A 17,445-nucleotide genomic window follows, 5' to 3' on the forward strand; every position below is an offset into this window, starting at 1 on the left:
TTAATTTTAAAAGTGTCCCCGGGGGACACTTTTTTATATTCAAATGAGGTGATATTTTGAAAAAGTTTGAAAATATTAAAATTGTAAATAAAAAAGAAAAAGTTAAACTTAGTAAAGAAGAAAAGGTTAAATTAAAAGAAGAAAAGACTAAAGAAAAAAAAGAGCTTAAAGAAAAGAAGAAAGAAAGTAAAAATACATTAATAAGCAATAGGGAAGTTTTACCGTTCTTAGATGTTGATGAAGATAATTTTTTTGTGACAAAACAAGGTTTTTTAAATTTATATCAAGTAAAGACTAGAGATGTATCAAATTTATCTGAATATGAAACTATGTTATATATATATAATTTTATACATTTTCTAAGAAATTATATTGATGATTTTAAGATTATAGCTATGAATTTTCCAGTAAATACAGTTAAGCAACAAGAATATTTGAATAAGAAATTAGAAGAAACCGATAATCAAAAATATATTGGATTTTTGGAAGAAAAGTTAAATGAACTTAAATTTTTAGAAACTCATAGAAACAATAAAGAATTTTTCTTAATGGTATTTATGAAAAATGAAGTTGATAAAGAAAATCTACTTAATAAGTTAAATCATATGCAGAATATATCAATCACTTTGAAAAATATAAATTTAGAGAAAAAAATGAAGATACTTTTTAAACTTAATAATATGAATACAAAGCTTATGTAAAAAATAGTTAAGAATATTCATAACAAATAAGGAGGGTGGAATTGTGAAAAAATTAGTAATAGCTGAAAAACCAAGTTTAGCAATGAATATAGTAAAAGCTTTAAATTCAAGCGAGAGTTTTGAGAGGAAAGATGGTTATTTTGAAAGTGAGAATTATATTATAAGTTTTGCTTTTGGTCATCTATTTAAGCTTTATAATATAGAAGAGTACACAGGTGAGGATAAGGGAGCAAAGTGGAGAAATGATATACTTCCTTTTATTCCTAAAGAGTTTAAATTTAGTATAAAAGATGATGTCGGAGTTAAAAAACAATATAAGATTTTAGAAGAATTAATAAAAAGTAATAGAGTAGATGAAATAGTGGCTTGTGGTGATGCAGATCGAGAAGGTGAGGTTATTATTAGGCTTATAATAAATAATGTTTTTAATAATAATAGTATAAATAAAAAAGTAACTAGATTATGGTTGCCAGAGCAAACAACACAATCTATATTATATGGATTAAATAACTTAAAAGATATAGACACTTATAATAATCTTGCAAATGAAGGATTTACAAGGACATTTTTAGACTGGCTTGTAGGAGTTAATCTTACAAGATATGTTACTGTAAAATCTAAGCATTTATTTCCTGTAGGAAGGGTATTAGTACCTATAGTACAAGCTATATATGAGAGAGATAAAAGCATAGAGAACTTTGTTCCTGAAACATATTATCAAATTGAAAGTAATGAGAAAACTAATGATGAAATAATTAAATTAGTAGTTAAAGAACTTGCTTTTACTAAAAGTGAATTTATTAAAGCTAAGAGCTTTGCAGATGAACTGAATACTTATGAAGCTATAGTTATAAGTAAAGATACTAAAAAAGTTAAGAAACAACCTAGTAAGTTATTTTCTTTAAGTAAACTTCAAAGTCTTTTAAGTAAAAAATATAAAATGACTTTTAAAGAAAGTTTAGAGTTAATTCAAAAACTATATGAAAAAGGGTTTGTAACATATCCTAGAACTAATACAGAATATCTAGCTGAAGCAGAAAAAGGTAAGGTAAAAGAAATAATAGATATTTTATGTTCAGAAGGGTATAATTTAGAGTTTAAAGATAAGAAAACCATATTTGATGATAGTAAGATAGAAAGTCATAGTGCCATTACCCCTACTGTAAAGATACCTAAAGAAGATGAATTAAAGGGTAAGATGTTAGATGTTTATAATACTATTAAAAATAGATTTATTTCAAATTTTTTAATAGAAGAAACATTGATTGATAGAACAATAATAAGAATAGAAGTTGGAGATTTAGAATTTTCATTAAAAGGAGATGTCATAGTTCAAAAAGGATTTTTAGAATATGAGCCTATTAAGAAAGATGAAAATACACTTCCTAATCTTAATGTCGGAGATAAGATAAATACTAATTTTAAAGCAATAGAAAAAGTGACACAAGCACCAGGTAAAATGACAACAGAAATGCTTAGTAATTACCTTAAAAATCCTTTTAAGAATTATGAGATAGAAAATGAAGAAGAAGACTATAAAGCTATTTTAGATGGATTAGAAATAGGTACAGAAGCAACTAGAACTGGAATTATTGAAAATGCTAAAAAGTATAAATATATATCTGAAAATAAATCAGTTCTATCTATAGAACCATTAGGAAGAAAATTAATAGAAACATTAGATAAATTGAATGTAAATTTATCTAAAGAAAAAACAGTAGAATTTTCACGAATACTTAAAAAGGTATATAAAAATGAATTAAATATAGATAGAGCAGTTGACTTAATTTCTAATGAATTAAAATCAATTTTAGAAGATAGTAAAAATATAGAGATTGAAGCAATAAAGGAAGAAAAAGAAGTTATAGGGAAATGTCCTCGTTGTGGCAAGAATATATATGAAACATCAAAATCATTTTCATGTGAAGGTTATAAAGATGAACCAAAGTGTCAGTTTAATATTTGGAAAGAAGATAAGTTTTTTAAGGATAAAGGGAAGAAGGTTACAAAGTCAATTGCTAAAAATCTTTTAGCTGGAAAGAAAGTGAAAATGACAGGTTTAAAAAAGAAAGATGGTAACGGTACTTATGATGCTTTTGTTAGTTTAAATGATACTGGGAAGTATGTTAACTATAAATTAGATTTTAGTAAGTAGAAAGTGAGGAATTTAATATGGGTATATTTAAAAGGGATTATAATTATAATCCCTATTTTTTCAATAAAATTCAGCCAGTAGGTGGAATAAAGTTTAATCCTAGAAGTATTGTTAAGGGTGATGGCTATGAAGCGTGTTTAAGAATTTATGATTTCCCAACATCTGTTGATGAATTTTGGTTAGGTAAGTTGATCGATATAAAAGATGTAACAGTAACTATTGATGTTGAAACTGAAGATAGAAGTAAGGCTTTACAAAGTTTAAATAGTGCTATAAGCGAGAATGTAGATAGGGCTAATAGTTTGAAGAATAACATTGATATTATAGAAGCAAATAATGCAACAAGTATTCTAATGGGGTTAGTAAATGATATTACATCAAGGGATGAAGTAATAAAGTTAGTAACTATTAGATATTATTTATCTGCTAAAACTGAAATAGAGTTAGAAGAAAAAATTAAACAAGTATTAACTAAACTTGAAGGGTTAGGTTATAGGGGAGCAGTTTTTCTAAATGAACAAGAATATGAGTGGAAATCTTTATTTTTAAGTGCTGGTGAACAAAAATATTTAAGAAACAAAAGAAGTGGACATCCTGTGCCTAGTATAAGCTTAGGAGCTGGTTACCCATTTCACTACGTAGAACTAAATGATCCAACTGGAATGTTCATGGGAACAAGTATTACAGGAGGAAATGTTATCTTTGATTTGTTTACTAAGAATGAACAAAGAAAATCTTATAATGCGTTAGCAATAGGGGTTATGGGATCAGGTAAATCAACTTTATTAAAAAAATTAAGCAATAACAATGCAATAGTAAATAACACATTAAGAATACTAGATATAACAGGAGAGTTTAAAGACTTAGTTAATGAGCTAGAAGGAAAAATAGTAGCATTAGATGGTAGTAATGGAATGATAAATCCATTACAAATCTTTGCAACTATGATTAATGAAAATACAAATGAGGTACAAGTAGAACAAAGTTATATGCAACATATGTCTAAAGTTTCTATGATTTATAATTTTCTATCACCTGAAGCAACACAAGAAGAAATAAGAGAATTTGAAAGACTTCTACATGATTTTTATATTATATATGGAATAGAAAGAGAAAAAGCGACAAGTTATAAGGCTGAAGAATACCCAACATTAAGTGAGTTTCTTAATTATATTAAAGGTGTATTCTATGAAGATGAAGAAAAAGCAAGTATAAGAAAAAATCTAAGTGATTTTAGAAAGAAAAGATTAGAAAGTATAATGTTAACAATTGACAATGCTATCAGAAATTATGGTAAACTATTTGATGGACATTCTTCTATTGAAGACTTAACAAAAGAGCAAATAGTAAGTTTTGAGATTAGAACATTAACTGGAGTTGATAAAAGAATATTTAATGCTCAGATATTTAATGTATTAAGTATGCTTTGGAATAATGCTTTAACTCAAGGATTACCAGAAAAGAAAGCATTTGATGAAGGAAAGAAAACAGTAGAAGAATCCAAGAAGTATTTACTATTATTAGATGAATCACATAGAATTATAAATAGCAATAACATACTAGCAGTTGATTATTTAATTAACTTTGAAAGAGAAGCTAGAAAGTATTTTGGTGGTTTAATATTTGCTACACAAAGCATAAGAGATGTTGTTCCGGATGTTTCAAATTCAGAAGTTTTTGAAAAAATAAGAACACTTTTTGAGTTAACACAATATAAATTTATAATGCAACAAGATAATAATACAAAAGGATTATTGTCAGAAATTTTTAGTGGTCAATTAACAGATACTGAAATAAATGCGATACCTAATTTTTCTACAGGAGATTGTATTTTAGTAATAAATGGGGATAAAAATATCAGATTTAATATAGAGATTTCTGATAGAGAGAAATACTTATTTAAGGGAGGAGCTTAAAATAATGAAGAAAAAAACAATAGCAATAATTATTGGAGGGGTACTTTTCATTAGTTCATTAGCGTATATAGGATATAAAAAATATCAAGTTGATAATGTATCTAAAAGTAATGTTGCAACTCAAATCTCACCTAAAAATGAAGCTAAAAGTGATAAAGAAAACACCGTAGAAAATAACAACAATGAAACATCAGATAGCTATTATAGTTTACCTGAAGGATTTGTAACCTCAGTAAAAACTAAAGAACAAGTTGGAGATAAAAACTTTTATCAAGCAAATTATATACCTAGAGATGGAAAGTTTTCAGATGAAGACTTGTTAAATGCAAAAAGAGTTGTTGAAAATTTTATGCAAGGTATTATGAATTTTGATAAAAGTAATCCGTTAAAATATAGGGACATGGTTGGGAAATATTTAACACCTGAAGCTCTTGGAAATTTTGATTTAGAATCTCAAGGAATAAAAGCTGATGCTGGTAAATATCCATATAAAAAAAGTATAGTAAATAAAATTTATTCAGATTGTGAAGATAATTCAAATAATAATTACTTAGAATTTACAAGCTATGTTAAAAAAGATAATATAGATAACTATGACCAAAAAGTAGACAATGATTTATCACCAACATATATTTTTAAGTTATTAAAAATTGATGGAAAGTGGAAGATAACTGAATATTATATGAAAAATTAAATTTAAAATTAATAAAAAAAGAAACTAAGTTTTTTAGCGATTTAGTTTCTTTTTTTTATACATTTTTTTAGAAGGAGGTGTAATTTTGGAGAAAGAAAAGGAGTTGATAAAGAAAATAATAAAGTATTCAATAATGTTTTTTTCAAGCTCTTTCTTAATCCTAACACTTCTAATTGGAAGTTTAGCAATGGCTATATTTCAAATTAATAGCTCGAAAAATAATAATAGTCATGCAGATATTGGAGCTGGTGGAGTACCAGCAGAATTTGTTCAATATTTTAATGAAGCTTCTGATTTAACTGGAATACCTAACTGGGTTTTGGCTGGAATTGCAAAGCAAGAAAGTAATTTTAATCCTAATGATTCTTATGGTGGAGCATATGGAATAATGCAACAACAAAGATATGATTTTGATGGAAGTGATATTTATAAATATTACTTAGATTTAGGGTTAGGTGATATTTATAAACAGTTAGGTTACTCGTTTAGTAGTGTAGATGAAATTTGGAATGTGTTTTTAAAAGATGTTAGATTGCAAATAATAACTGGTGCTTATGAAACTAGACATTATGCAAATTATGTATTATACAGAAAAAAACTTGTACCAACCTTAGAGTATAATAGTACAGAAAACTTGAAAGTAATCAACTGGAACGCTGATGAAAATGATTCAAATTTTAGTGAAATATTAAGACGAATATTTGCTTGTTATAATGGGGGTCCGGGTTATGGTATGAGTGTAAATTTAGATACTGCACAAAATAATTATCCTAACAATGTATTCAAGTATGCTATGGAATTTAGAAGCAAAGGATTAGTTAATAGTGGAGGTATTAAAGGAAATAATGAAACTATAGAAAAGGCAATTGAAGCTGGTATGAAATGGGTAGGAAAGTCACCTTATGTATGGGGTGGTGGAAGAACAGAAGCTGATGTTATTGCAGGAAGATTCGATTGTAGTTCGTTAGTTCACTATTGTTATGCTAGTGCTGGAATACAATTAGGTGATCGTTCTAGTGTTACAACATGGAGTTTATTAACTTTAGGAAAGTCTGTTCCGAAAGAACAAATGAAGCGTGGAGATTTGATTTTCTTTGATACTGCTGGTAGAAATGGACACGTTGGAATTTACTTAGGAAATGGGAAGTTTTTAAATGATAGTTCAACGAAAGGTGTAAGTATAGGAGATTTAAATAGCCCTTATTGGAGCAGATATTTTAATGGAAATGTAAGAAGAATAATAGAATAATGAGGTGGCTAATTTGAATTTAAATTTAACAATTATATTAATTTCAATATTTATTTTAGTTTTTGTTTTATTACCTTTTTTGTATTTAAAAATGGTTTTATTTTTAGAGAAGTTTTAATAGGTAAAGTGATTTTTAAGAGCTTTATAAATTTTATAAAGCTCTTTTTTCCTATAAATATGAAGGGAGCAATAGGTATGGATAGAGAAAGTTTGCAGTTAAAAGTAGATGATTTAAAATATAAATTTCAAAAGAATGGTGCAATAACATATTACTTAATAAGTGGAGTTATTGTAATAATATTGATATTTTTCTTGTCTTCTAATGCTTTATTTAATAGAGAAGCTAATCTGATTAGTAGTGATTTAAATAAACCTTTTTTAGTAGATAGTATAAATGTAGATGTAACAAATAGAGAGTATAACCCTGAAAATCATTTAATACAATTTAACTTAAAAATAGACAATTTAGATATTAATACAGATTCAAATTTGTCTGTAGAGCTTAGAGAAAAGAATAATCCAAATGAAATAATACCTACTAAATTAGTTAAAGTTTCAGATCAAGATTATATTATATATGCAACATTACCAGAGAAAAAATGGAGTGCAGTTTCATTAACTTTTATAAATAAAAACAATAAAACAAATGAAATTAAAAAGGTGAAATTTTATTCTGATTCAAGAGATATTTCTATTGATAATAACTTAAAAGAACAAAATAAAGAAGGATTAACAATAGAATTAGTTAATGAAGAAATAGAAAAAGTTAAAAAAGAAATAAAAGATAATGATATAAAAATTGAAAATAAAAACAAAGAAATAGATAATGCAAATTCAAAAATAACTTCACTAGAAAAGGATAAAGAATATCAAACAGAAACAGAAATTGCAACTACTGATTCAACAATAACAAGTTTAAAAGGACAAGTTGATTCATTAAATAAAGACGTAGAAAAAATTAAAAAAGATAATAAAGAGCTTAATGATAAAATAGATAAACTTAATAAAAAGAAAGAAGATTTAGAGAAAATGGTTAAATAAAATGGTATCTTTTATGGATTTTATGTGGCTTAAAGTGGGATAAAAAAGGGATTTAACAGGGCGTATTTGTGGCTTAAAGTGGGATAATTGGAAATTGTTTTGATATCATTGAAATACTAGGCTTTGCCTAGTCTAGCACCTTGTGTGATAGCAATTTCTCCTTATGCTCTTAAAGTAAGTATATCAAGTAGTTACCAATTCACCATAAAGTACACAATTACAATAAATGTTTTTGAGAACTTTTTTGAAAAAGTTAATCTTTTATTTAGTATTGGAGCTTTAAAAAAGTTCCAATACTTTCATTTTTTAAAGGGAGTAGTGATATAAATGTCAGATTTATTAGTGCGAGATTTGAGTAAAGAAGCGATAACAAGAATAGATTCTTTTGCGAAAGCAAAAGGAGTGAGTAGAAATGAGTTTTTAAAAGAACATTTAGAAACTCTATCACATTCAGATGAAATGAGAAAGTTTGAAGCAAATTATAGAATAACTATGGAAAAAGTATTAAGAGTTTTAGATTTAAATACAAAGGTAATGAAAAAGTTTTGTGATGAAAATTATATTGATTTAACTGAAATTTTTAAGGAGGAATAATAGAATATGAAAAGACAAGAAAAACATTATAGATTATCAAATGCTTCTATAGAGCATATAGAAGATATAAAAACAAAACATTCTTGTAGGTCAAATAGTGAAGCTCTTGAATTAATAATTAGAGAGCATGAAAAAAATTTAAATATTCCTATGGAGAATATGATTGAAATATTAGGAGATAGAGTTGCTGAAAAAATAAAAGCAAGTATTTTAGTTTTAAAAAGAGTAAGTAATAATTCAGATCGTAATATTCAAGTGCTATTAGAGTTAATGAATGGATTGTTTATTGCAGAAGATTTACCTGATATATTTCCATCAAAAGAAAAAGAACATGAAGCTTACATAACTGCTAAAAAAGAAGTTGATAAGAGAATTGAAAGTCAAAGAGTTAAGAAACTTGATAAGGAATATTAGTTATGGTTGGTGTAATAAATAAAGTTAAATTTATTAGAAATGGAAGCAGTAAATTTAAGAACTTTATTGACTATATAGATAGAAGTGAAGCAACTAGAAAAAAGAATTTTGATAAATATTCAGCGTATAACAACTATATGGGTAATCCTGAAAAAATAGGTTCTTTATTTACTAAAGACAAACATTCTTTAACTGAAAAGGAAGTTAAAAAGCTAAAAAAAGATTTTGATAAAGCTCAATTGAATGGTAGTAATATGTGGCAAGAAGTTTTTAGTTTTGATAATGAATTCTTAGAAGCAAATGGATTATATGATTCTGAAAATGGAGCATTGGATGAAGAAAAAATACAAGAAGCAACTAGAAGAGCTATGGAAGAATTAAGTAAAAGAGAAGGATTTAAAGATCTAACATGGTCAGCAAGTCTACACTACAATACAGATAATATTCATGTTCATATTGCTAGTGTTGAAATAAATCCTAGTAGAGAAAGAGGAAAATTTAAACCTAGAACTTTATATAATATGAAAAGTTCTTTTGTTAATTCTTTGTTAGATAAGCAGAAAGATTTAGATAAAATAAATTTACTTATAAGAGATAATTTGATTCAAGGAAAGAAGGAAATGAGTTTTAAAGAAGATATTGAAATGCGAAAAATGGTTAAAGAAATAGTTAAAAAACTTCCTTCAGATAAACGCCAATGGCATTATAATTATAATTCTATGCAAGAAGTAAGACCATTAATTGATAACTTAACTAAATACTATATAGAAACATATAAAAAAGATGAATTTAAAGAATTAGTTGATAGATTAGAAAAGGAAGACAAGTTTTATAAGGAGGTTTATGGCAAAAGAAAAGTAGAAACTACAACGTATAAAGACAATAAAATTCAAGACCTATATACAAGAATGGGAAACACTATTCTTAAAGAAATTAAAGAATATGTAAAAGAAGAAGACTTAAAAAGTCAAAAAAAGTTTGAAAATTTACAGGAAAAATGGGAAATAAATAGAAATATTATAATAACTAAACAAAGTATTTCTATGATGAAAAAAAGTTTAAATGATGATATTAATAGCATGAAAAACCAAAGAGAATATGAAAAATTACAAAATTCTATTGAATATGATATGTAATTAAGGAGGAATATTTTATGTTTGAAAATTTAGCAATGGTTAATGAGATTGTAGGAGAAAATGAAGTTTCAGTTTATCTTCTTGAAGAAAAAAGAGATATTGTTGTTAAAGCAAATAAAAATTATATTAAGCTATTAAGTGATGAATTAAATCAAAAAGAAGAAGATAACACAATGATCCTTGCAGTTGATATAAATAATAAAAGTATTATAGAAGATTATAATTATGAAGTTTAAAAGAGTATTTTTAAAATACTCTTTTATTTTTTTAAAAAGAACTAAAGGTGAAAAATTATTATAGGAGTGAATATATATGAAAAAATATTATGTTTATAAAAATAGAAATGGATTTGGAGGGGTTTCAGAAATAGAACAAGAAGGTTTAGAAGATAATTTAATAGATGTGGTTGATTCAGAAGAAAAAGCTAAAAAGGTATTATTAGAATATATAATTAACGCTAATATTGAGGTTAAATAATTTAGACTTGGTAAATTTAAATTAAAGAGTGCTTCCATGTTTTTTTACATGGCTGCACTCTTTAATTTTATAAAAGTATGAATGTTTAAGGAGGAAATAAGTATGGCTTTTAAAAAGAAAAGTAATGAGGAAAGGAAAAAAGAAGTAGATTTTCTCGTAGAACAAGCAAATAAAAAAATAGATAAGGTTTTTAATTCACCTGAAGATATAAAAGAATATCTTTCTTTTATGTCTAAGTTTTACAATTATTCTTTTAAGAATTCAATACTTATAGAAGAACAGTTTAGAGGAGCTAGAGCAGTAGGGAGTTTTGCATTTTGGAAAGAGAAAGGGTATGTGGTTAATAAAGGAGAAAAGGGAATAAAAATTTTAGTACCAACAAAATTAGGTGACAGATTTGAAGCAGAAGATGGAACAATTAAACTTGTAAGTAAAGCAACTGAAAGAGAGAAAGTCTTAATAAAGGAAAAGAAATTAGAGTTTATTCCCGGAAAAACTTTATTTAAACAAGGATATGTTTTTGATGTAAGTCAAACTAATGTACCTTTAGAAGAAATACCTAAATTGTTTCCGAATAGATGGTTAGAAGGAACAGTTGAGAATTATAAAGGCTTTTTTAATTCTTTAGAAAATTTAGCAGATAAAATTGGAATTAAGATTATTGAGCCTAAAAGTGAATTAGGTCAAGTAAAAGGAATAAGTTATACATTTACTAATGAAGTAGCATTAAATCCTAGAAATTCAGAGCTACAAAATATAAAAACATTAATCCATGAGTTAGCTCATGCTAAATTGCATACAAGTGAAACTTTCTCAAATTATACTCAGGCTGAAAAAGAGTTTCAAGCAGAAATGGTCGCTTTTTCAGTAAGTAGTTATTTTAATATAGATACTGAAGAATATTCTCTTAGATATTTAAAATCTTGGACTAAGGATAGAGATTTTAAAGATAAAGAAAAACTTTTGAAAGAAGTAAAAGAAACTACAAAAGAGTTTATAGAAACTATTGAAAGTTCTCTTTTAAATATAAAAGAGAAAGAAATATTAATTGAAGATGAAGCAGTAAAAGAGTTTTTAGGTAAAGATAAAGTGAAAATAAATGAATTAAGTAAAAAAGAATTGGAGGAACTAATAGAGAAAAACAATTCTTATACTTGGTTTAAAATTGATGAAAATAAAGAAATAGATTCTAAAAATTTTACTGGTAAAAATCATGTTATGGTAGTAAAAGAAGATGATTCATATAGAGATATTTACGTAGGAAAAACTTATAATTTAGAAAATTTAATATATGTTGATGATAATAAAAATTTATATAGACTTAAAAAAGAGTTAGAAGTTGAAAAGACTAATAACTCTTTTTTTTATAAAAAAAATGAGAGTGAGGTTTTAAGTATGGAATATGAAAAAGATATAAATTTATCTTCAGATAAATTTATAAGTGATGAAAACAGAGAGTTGAATGAGAAAGGAGTATTTAAAGAGCCATATATAACAGTTGATTTTTGCGAAGAGAATTTTTTTAAAAAAGGTGAAGTAATTGACCTTAAAGAAGCAAATGAAAGATTTAAGGAAGCAGAGTTAAAAGTTAGAGAATTAAAAAGAGAAGCAGAGCAAAGGGATGAGTATTATCCATATGCTAAAACTAAATTAAAACTACACTATGCACCAGAGAAAGTAATACCTTTACATTTTGATATAGGAGATGGATATGTAAATGATCTGAAAGAATTGATTAATAAAGAGCTAAAATCGGCTCGATATGAAGATTTACGTAATAGTATAGATAATACATTGGATAACAAAGAAAAAGCGTTTAAAAAGGAAGTAGAGCCTTTTTATGATATAAATAAATTAAAAGAGATTCCAATAGGAGATATTGCTGATAAACTTGGAATAGATACAGTTAAAAGAGGTAATAAACTATGGTGCAATTTAAGAGGAGAAAAAACAGCTTCTTGTTGTATAAATATAGATAAAAATTACTTTTATGATTTTGGAGGACAACCTGAAGGTGGAGATGGAATTAAGTTTGTATCTAAAGCAGAAGGTATAAGTGCTAAGGATTCTATATATAGGTTAGCAGATATGTTTGGAATTGAACCTGAAAATAACATTGATAATAGTTTTAAGCCTAGTTTTCATATATCAAATTCTGACTATAAAGAAATAGGAATAGAACCTAATAGAGCTATGTTAAATGTTGATATTAATTTAGAAAGACAAAGTTTAGCAGAAGTAATGGAATTAGAAAAATCATGTGCAAAGACTATGAATGAACTTGCTAATGATGATAAAAGTACATTTTTAAACATATTGAACTTTAAATCAATGCCAATAGTATATAACAATGCAAAAACTTATTACAGTTGTATAGAGAGAATAAATGAATATGTAAAGGAATATAATTCACCTATTGATGGATTTAATTCATTAGAAGTTTTATTATATAAAGATTTTACAAAGAGTTTAGAGGAAAAATTAAATAAACAAATAGATATTTTATATAGAGCTGGTATCAATGAAAGGATTGGATTTGATTTAAGTGAAGAAAAAGTAAACTTAAAGAAAGATTTAGATGATTTATTTTCAGCTTCGCTATCTAATGGGGTTGAGGTTTACTATAATTCTAATCCTGATGAATTAAAAGTTATAAAATCTATAGAAGAATTTAGAGATTATGCTATTGATATATTAGTACCTGAATTAAGTGGTTTTGAAGTTTCTGAAGAAGAAATAACTAAAATGGAAAAGGAAGTTAAAAGTTGGACATATACAGATCTTTTAGAATTTTGTGAGGGCAATGATATAGAAATTGTGCCTTTAAAAAAAGAAAAAACTATTGAAATTGAAAAGCCTGTAAAAGAAGTTAGAATAAAAAATAAACCTATGGAACTATAAGGATATTATAGAAGAACTATTTTTAATAGTTCTTCTTTTTTGAAAGGAAAGTAATATGTTTAGTGAATTAATTGAAAAAATTAAAAGAAATAAAAAAACAAGTATAGTGATAATTATTTTAGTATTAATAATTGTGTTTTTACAAACAAGCATTTCTCTTAAAAATCAAAAAATAGACTATCTTAATTCAAGTGTTTCTAAGTTGGAAAGTGAATTGAAATCTGTAAATTCAACAGAAAGCAAAGGAAGTGAATTAAATGATTCAACAAAAGATAAAAAAGCTGAAGATAAAATAAAAGATGAAAGTTCAAATAAAATATTAGAAAATGTAAAAAACAGATACATTCAATTTGGAAAAGATGAAGGGAAAATATATGATGAAAATTTAAATGGTATAGAGATAGCTACATTTGAATGGATGGATGATAGTATAGTAAGTGATAGTCAAATAAAAAATGGAATAAATAAAATAACTAAAGAGAAATTTAATATAAAAGCTTCAGTAAAAAGAGTATCAGGTATGAATATGTATAAGATAATAGTAATTGAATAAAAGAGAAAAAGTCCAGGAGTGTTAACCTGGTGTTTAATAAAATTATCCTGGACTTTTAAATTTATATAAAGCTTATAAATAATTGGTTTTTAATTTTGAAAATAGGATTCTTGGCCAACGATAGTAGGCTAAGAATTGCATGAATATTAAGTTTATTCTTTTTATAATTTACGCTCATTTACGAGTATATCGTAAATGATCGTAAATTATAAAAAATAAAAAGGAACAACATAATTATATTGCTCCCCATTTAAATTATACTATTTCATTATACTTTATATTTCCTTTAATTAATCTTTTAAGTTTGTTTTTGGTATCTTCATAAAAATTATTGTCTTTAGATAACCTTATCACTTCTTCATAAGTTAATTCAAAAATATTATCTGCTTTTGAATTATAAAAATCTCCATTTGTAACTCCCAAAAAATACTTTATACTCTCTTTGTATGTCATTCTTGGAACTTCTTCTAAAATAACATCTAAAGGAGCATTAGCCATTATTTCTAGAAATCTCTCATTTTCATGACAATACCTCTTTTACAAAAATAGTTTAAGCTCTTTAGTTTCTTTTCGATTTTCACCTAATCTATCTATTTCTTTTACTACTAAAGTGGCTTCAGATCTGATTATAATTAAAAGCTCATTTAATCCATCTCTATCTAAGGTTTTACCTCTATATTTATTAGAAAGAATAAATCTTTCATTTACATCATAATCGACCAATGCATCTATTTGTCCATGAAGATTGACCTTGAATATTATTTGATTTATTTAACAAAACACATATAAAACCTTTCCATTAGTAAGCCAATAGCCATAATATAAGAATTGTATGTTGAAAATCATTAAAACCATTGACCTAAATCTTCCTATCTGATCAATAAGTTAAACCATCTTATTGTGATAATTAAATTTTTTCAGAGATATCTAATTTACATATACACTAAATATTTCTGAAATTGTATGTGTATCATCCCAACTTCCTCTTACTTCAAAAATATATTTTCCTATTTGATCTGGACTAAAGAAAAAATATTCTTTTTTAGAGTTACTTTCAAAATGTTCATAAGTTATATATGGTGAATTTGATATCTCTTTTACTGTCACCTCTTTAGGAATAGATGAAAATTTTATATATATTTTATCACATTTTTTTACATATATAGGCTCTTTTGATTCATACGATGATTTGCTTACTAAATAACTATTTCCACCTTCTTTAAGATTAAACCAAGAATGCTCTCCAGGTGTACTTAAAATTTTTTCATTATTATATTTTATAGTAATTGTAGGTTTTAATATTGGATAATTTCTATAAAAAATTTTATAAAAACTAAATAATAAAATAATTATTACTAATATTATAAAAACAAACCTATTTTTAAAAAATTTCACCATAATACTACAATACTCCTATTTTAAAATTTATTTAATTTTAATACATTTATGCTCACTACCATTATCATTTTCAATCCTATATACAATAATATTATCTTTTAAAAAGTATATTTGCTTAATTTCGTTAGGCTTCTCTTTTTTTAAAGTTATTGTTTTTTCTTTTTTTATATCATATAAAATAAGTTTATTAGAATAATTATCCCACCAAGAAATATAATTTTCCCCTATTAATGGATCATCTACTGATAAATTCTTCACATCATTATAAACTTTACTTTTATTACTTATGAATTCATTCCATTTTGAATTTTTCAAATCATATTTTGTTAAATAACTTTCTGTAAAATCACTATTATCTTTTATGTTAGTTGCTATAATAATATTATTTTTAATTTGTGGCTTTATTATTGAATTATTTTCTGACAATAAAATTTTACTATCTTTGCTTATATCATACATATATATATTACTAGATAAGTTTGAATAATTACCATTGCTTTTAGACCATACAATTAAATTTTCACTAATAGAAGGAATAGAAATTTTTTCATTGCTTTCACTATTTAAAGTTTCTAATATAACTAAATCTTTATCCATCAAATTTAATAACACTAATTCAAAATTACTTTCATTTAACCTTGAATATACTAAATAATCATTATCAATGCTTATTGTAGGAATATAACTTGGAGTCATATTATTTATTTCACTAATATTTCCAGTATCAATATTCTCATATAATATTTTATATTCCAAATTACTTTCTTCAATCCAAACAATCCAATCATCAGAAAAAACCATATTTATTATTTTTTCACCATAAATAGGTTTTTTATATTTATTTAGATTGCCTTTATCTAAATCATATATATATATATTATTATCTTCTTTTTTTTGTACATATAAATTATTATCATCTGCATGTAATACTCTAATATTATTAGGCAAATTATATTCTTTATATTTAAATTTTATTTGAGTTACTAACACACCCAAAATTATAATTACTAGCAAAAGACTTTTTTTTAGATTTAATTTCATAATTTAAATCTCCTTGGTATTAAATTATATCATCTGTTAAAATTTATATAATTAAGGTATAAAAAAAGAATATTTAAAAATTTCTTCTTTTATACCTTAAAATTACATTAAATAATTTACCATACTATTCCATGTCCATGTGTAACTTTTGCAACATTAGTTGTATAAGTCCAATATCTTCCGTTGAAATCTTGATGCGAGTCACTATATAGCATTCTATCATTTCCAGGAGTATCATCATAGCCAGTAATTGCTATATAATGATATGTTGGCTTTCCTCCAGGACCTCTATCATCTATATAATTATAATTAGGATGTAATTTTGTCCCATATGGGCTTTGTTTTGTATCAGCTATTACAGCATAGCCTTTATCTACAGTCCATATAACAGAATTTTTCACTCTATTTCTCCAGTCTGAATAAGAATAACTACTTCCTTTACTAATTTCATAATTATTAGCACCTAAATAGTTATTCATTGTTCTTTTCCACTCTCCTGGAAAATCTGTACCCTTATCTCCAGGTACTCCAGTTTTTAGTGTCATCGCCAAACTATTTTGGCTTATTTTCCCTTTGTATGATGGATTAGCCCCTATAATTGCATTATAAGCAGCTGCAGGTCCACACCAATTTCCAGCAGTTTGCCTTTCATATGGAAAATATAAAACTTTCGATGAGTTATATCCGTATAACTGCCTTTTATTTTCAACATATTCTTTAGCTAAATTATACTTTTCTTCATTAGCTAATTCATCTTCTATAGATAACTCACCAACAACATGCTCTGTTGTATCCGTTGTATCTATAACACTATTCGCTTTTACATTAACTTGTGATATATTTAATACACTTATTAAAGCAACAGCAGCTAACACTAATTTTTTTTTCATAAAAATCCCCCTTCTATTTATAATATTCGATTTATTTTACCATATTTTATATTTTTTTACTATTTGTTCAATTTTAATTTTGTGTAAATTAAATATTATTCTTTTAATCATAAATTCTTAAAAATTATATATAGTTAATCTAATTATTTCATTTTATTTTTACTATAGGCCAACATTCATTTTCACTACAAAATTGCACAAAAGTTTGTTTTAAGCTAGTAATACAAAAGGATGTATCAATTTTATATGATTTCCTTAATATCTATTATTTTATCATTTCCCATT

At 25.3% G+C, this 17,445-nt stretch carries 18 protein-coding genes; 13 read left to right on the plus strand and 5 right to left on the minus strand.

Annotated features, from left to right (window positions below; genetic code table 11):
* The first annotated feature begins 56 nt into the window (after positions 1-56).
* The 13 genes from I6G60_RS00055 to I6G60_RS00115 all read left to right on the plus strand — a co-directional run bounded on the left by I6G60_RS00055 (position 57) and on the right by I6G60_RS00115 (position 13,831).
* Positions 57-701, plus strand: coding sequence for a hypothetical protein (locus I6G60_RS00055; protein WP_004461110.1), 645 nt, complete (start codon positions 57-59; stop codon positions 699-701).
* 43 nt (positions 702-744) lie between these two features.
* Complete coding sequence (locus tag I6G60_RS00060; protein WP_010968273.1) at positions 745-2,856, plus strand: DNA topoisomerase; 2,112 nt, start codon at positions 745-747, stop codon at positions 2,854-2,856.
* A gap of 17 nt (positions 2,857-2,873) precedes the next feature.
* A complete protein-coding gene (locus I6G60_RS00065) occupies positions 2,874-4,772 on the plus strand; it encodes a VirB4 family type IV secretion system protein (protein WP_010968272.1) in 1,899 nt (632 codons plus the stop codon).
* Between the two features lie 4 nt (positions 4,773-4,776).
* Positions 4,777-5,466, plus strand: coding sequence for a hypothetical protein (locus I6G60_RS00070; protein WP_003482632.1), 690 nt, complete (start codon positions 4,777-4,779; stop codon positions 5,464-5,466).
* Between the two features lie 85 nt (positions 5,467-5,551).
* Positions 5,552-6,715 carry a C40 family peptidase gene (locus I6G60_RS00075; RefSeq protein WP_010968271.1) on the plus strand — a complete coding sequence of 388 codons (1,164 nt, stop codon included), beginning with the start codon at positions 5,552-5,554 and terminating at the stop codon, positions 6,713-6,715.
* Positions 6,716-6,910: 195 nt separating this feature from the next.
* The gene (locus I6G60_RS00080) at positions 6,911-7,756 is read left to right on the plus strand and encodes a coiled-coil domain-containing protein (protein ID WP_041707565.1); all 846 of its coding nucleotides are present in this window, start codon (positions 6,911-6,913) and stop codon (positions 7,754-7,756) included.
* Positions 7,757-8,083: 327 nt separating this feature from the next.
* Entirely contained in the window at positions 8,084-8,350 is a 267-nt protein-coding gene (locus I6G60_RS00085; protein WP_004461166.1) for a hypothetical protein, read from the plus strand.
* Between the two features lie 6 nt (positions 8,351-8,356).
* Entirely contained in the window at positions 8,357-8,764 is a 408-nt protein-coding gene (locus I6G60_RS00090) for a hypothetical protein (RefSeq protein WP_003453340.1), read from the plus strand.
* A 2-nt stretch (positions 8,765-8,766) separates the two neighbouring features.
* A complete protein-coding gene (gene mobP2, locus I6G60_RS00095; RefSeq protein WP_010968268.1) occupies positions 8,767-9,900 on the plus strand; it encodes a MobP2 family relaxase in 1,134 nt (377 codons plus the stop codon).
* Between the two features lie 17 nt (positions 9,901-9,917).
* Complete coding sequence (locus tag I6G60_RS00100; RefSeq protein ID WP_003482618.1) at positions 9,918-10,136, plus strand: hypothetical protein; 219 nt, start codon at positions 9,918-9,920, stop codon at positions 10,134-10,136.
* 76 nt (positions 10,137-10,212) lie between these two features.
* Positions 10,213-10,377: a hypothetical protein gene (locus tag I6G60_RS00105; RefSeq protein ID WP_010968267.1), complete on the plus strand. Its 165-nt coding sequence runs from the start codon at positions 10,213-10,215 to the stop codon at positions 10,375-10,377.
* Between the two features lie 102 nt (positions 10,378-10,479).
* Complete coding sequence (locus I6G60_RS00110) at positions 10,480-13,278, plus strand: ImmA/IrrE family metallo-endopeptidase (protein ID WP_110027415.1); 2,799 nt, start codon at positions 10,480-10,482, stop codon at positions 13,276-13,278.
* 55 nt (positions 13,279-13,333) lie between these two features.
* Positions 13,334-13,831 carry a hypothetical protein gene (locus I6G60_RS00115; protein ID WP_010968264.1) on the plus strand — a complete coding sequence of 166 codons (498 nt, stop codon included), beginning with the start codon at positions 13,334-13,336 and terminating at the stop codon, positions 13,829-13,831.
* A gap of 255 nt (positions 13,832-14,086) precedes the next feature.
* Here I6G60_RS00115 and I6G60_RS00120 read toward each other — a convergent pair whose 3' ends face one another.
* From I6G60_RS00120 to I6G60_RS00140, 5 genes are all read right to left on the minus strand, one after another.
* On the minus strand, positions 14,087-14,329 hold the full coding sequence (locus tag I6G60_RS00120; protein ID WP_010968263.1) for a hypothetical protein: 243 nt from the start codon (positions 14,327-14,329) through the stop codon (positions 14,087-14,089).
* 39 nt (positions 14,330-14,368) lie between these two features.
* The gene (locus I6G60_RS00125; protein ID WP_010968262.1) at positions 14,369-14,554 is read right to left on the minus strand and encodes a recombinase family protein; all 186 of its coding nucleotides are present in this window, start codon (positions 14,552-14,554) and stop codon (positions 14,369-14,371) included.
* A gap of 204 nt (positions 14,555-14,758) precedes the next feature.
* Positions 14,759-15,229 carry a hypothetical protein gene (locus I6G60_RS00130; protein WP_010968261.1) on the minus strand — a complete coding sequence of 157 codons (471 nt, stop codon included), beginning with the start codon at positions 15,227-15,229 and terminating at the stop codon, positions 14,759-14,761.
* 27 nt (positions 15,230-15,256) lie between these two features.
* Positions 15,257-16,270, minus strand: a complete 1,014-nt coding sequence (locus I6G60_RS00135; RefSeq protein WP_010968260.1) for a TolB family protein — start codon at positions 16,268-16,270, stop codon at positions 15,257-15,259.
* Positions 16,271-16,386: 116 nt separating this feature from the next.
* The gene (locus I6G60_RS00140) at positions 16,387-17,160 is read right to left on the minus strand and encodes a C39 family peptidase (RefSeq protein WP_110027417.1); all 774 of its coding nucleotides are present in this window, start codon (positions 17,158-17,160) and stop codon (positions 16,387-16,389) included.
* Positions 17,161-17,445 lie beyond the last annotated feature (285 nt).

The organism is Clostridium perfringens, from assembly GCF_016027375.1.
Lineage (GTDB): Bacteria > Bacillota > Clostridia > Clostridiales > Clostridiaceae > Sarcina > Sarcina perfringens.

Excerpts from the sequence above, each read along its gene's own strand:
- I6G60_RS00115 (WP_010968264.1), top strand. The coding sequence starts at position 13,334 with ATGTTTAGTGAATTAATTGAAAAAATTAAAAGAAATAAAAAAACAAGT.
- I6G60_RS00100 (WP_003482618.1), top strand. The coding sequence starts at position 9,918 with ATGTTTGAAAATTTAGCAATGGTTAATGAGATTGTAGGAGAAAATGAA.
- I6G60_RS00130 (WP_010968261.1), bottom strand. The coding sequence starts at position 15,229 with ATGGTGAAATTTTTTAAAAATAGGTTTGTTTTTATAATATTAGTAATA.
- I6G60_RS00065 (WP_010968272.1), top strand. The coding sequence starts at position 2,874 with ATGGGTATATTTAAAAGGGATTATAATTATAATCCCTATTTTTTCAAT.
- I6G60_RS00120 (WP_010968263.1), bottom strand. The coding sequence starts at position 14,329 with ATGGCTAATGCTCCTTTAGATGTTATTTTAGAAGAAGTTCCAAGAATG.
- I6G60_RS00070 (WP_003482632.1), top strand. The coding sequence starts at position 4,777 with ATGAAGAAAAAAACAATAGCAATAATTATTGGAGGGGTACTTTTCATT.
- I6G60_RS00085 (WP_004461166.1), top strand. The coding sequence starts at position 8,084 with ATGTCAGATTTATTAGTGCGAGATTTGAGTAAAGAAGCGATAACAAGA.
- mobP2 (WP_010968268.1), top strand. The coding sequence starts at position 8,767 with ATGGTTGGTGTAATAAATAAAGTTAAATTTATTAGAAATGGAAGCAGT.
- I6G60_RS00110 (WP_110027415.1), top strand. The coding sequence starts at position 10,480 with ATGGCTTTTAAAAAGAAAAGTAATGAGGAAAGGAAAAAAGAAGTAGAT.
- I6G60_RS00135 (WP_010968260.1), bottom strand. The coding sequence starts at position 16,270 with ATGAAATTAAATCTAAAAAAAAGTCTTTTGCTAGTAATTATAATTTTG.
- I6G60_RS00105 (WP_010968267.1), top strand. The coding sequence starts at position 10,213 with ATGAAAAAATATTATGTTTATAAAAATAGAAATGGATTTGGAGGGGTT.
- I6G60_RS00140 (WP_110027417.1), bottom strand. The coding sequence starts at position 17,160 with ATGAAAAAAAAATTAGTGTTAGCTGCTGTTGCTTTAATAAGTGTATTA.
- I6G60_RS00080 (WP_041707565.1), top strand. The coding sequence starts at position 6,911 with ATGGATAGAGAAAGTTTGCAGTTAAAAGTAGATGATTTAAAATATAAA.
- I6G60_RS00090 (WP_003453340.1), top strand. The coding sequence starts at position 8,357 with ATGAAAAGACAAGAAAAACATTATAGATTATCAAATGCTTCTATAGAG.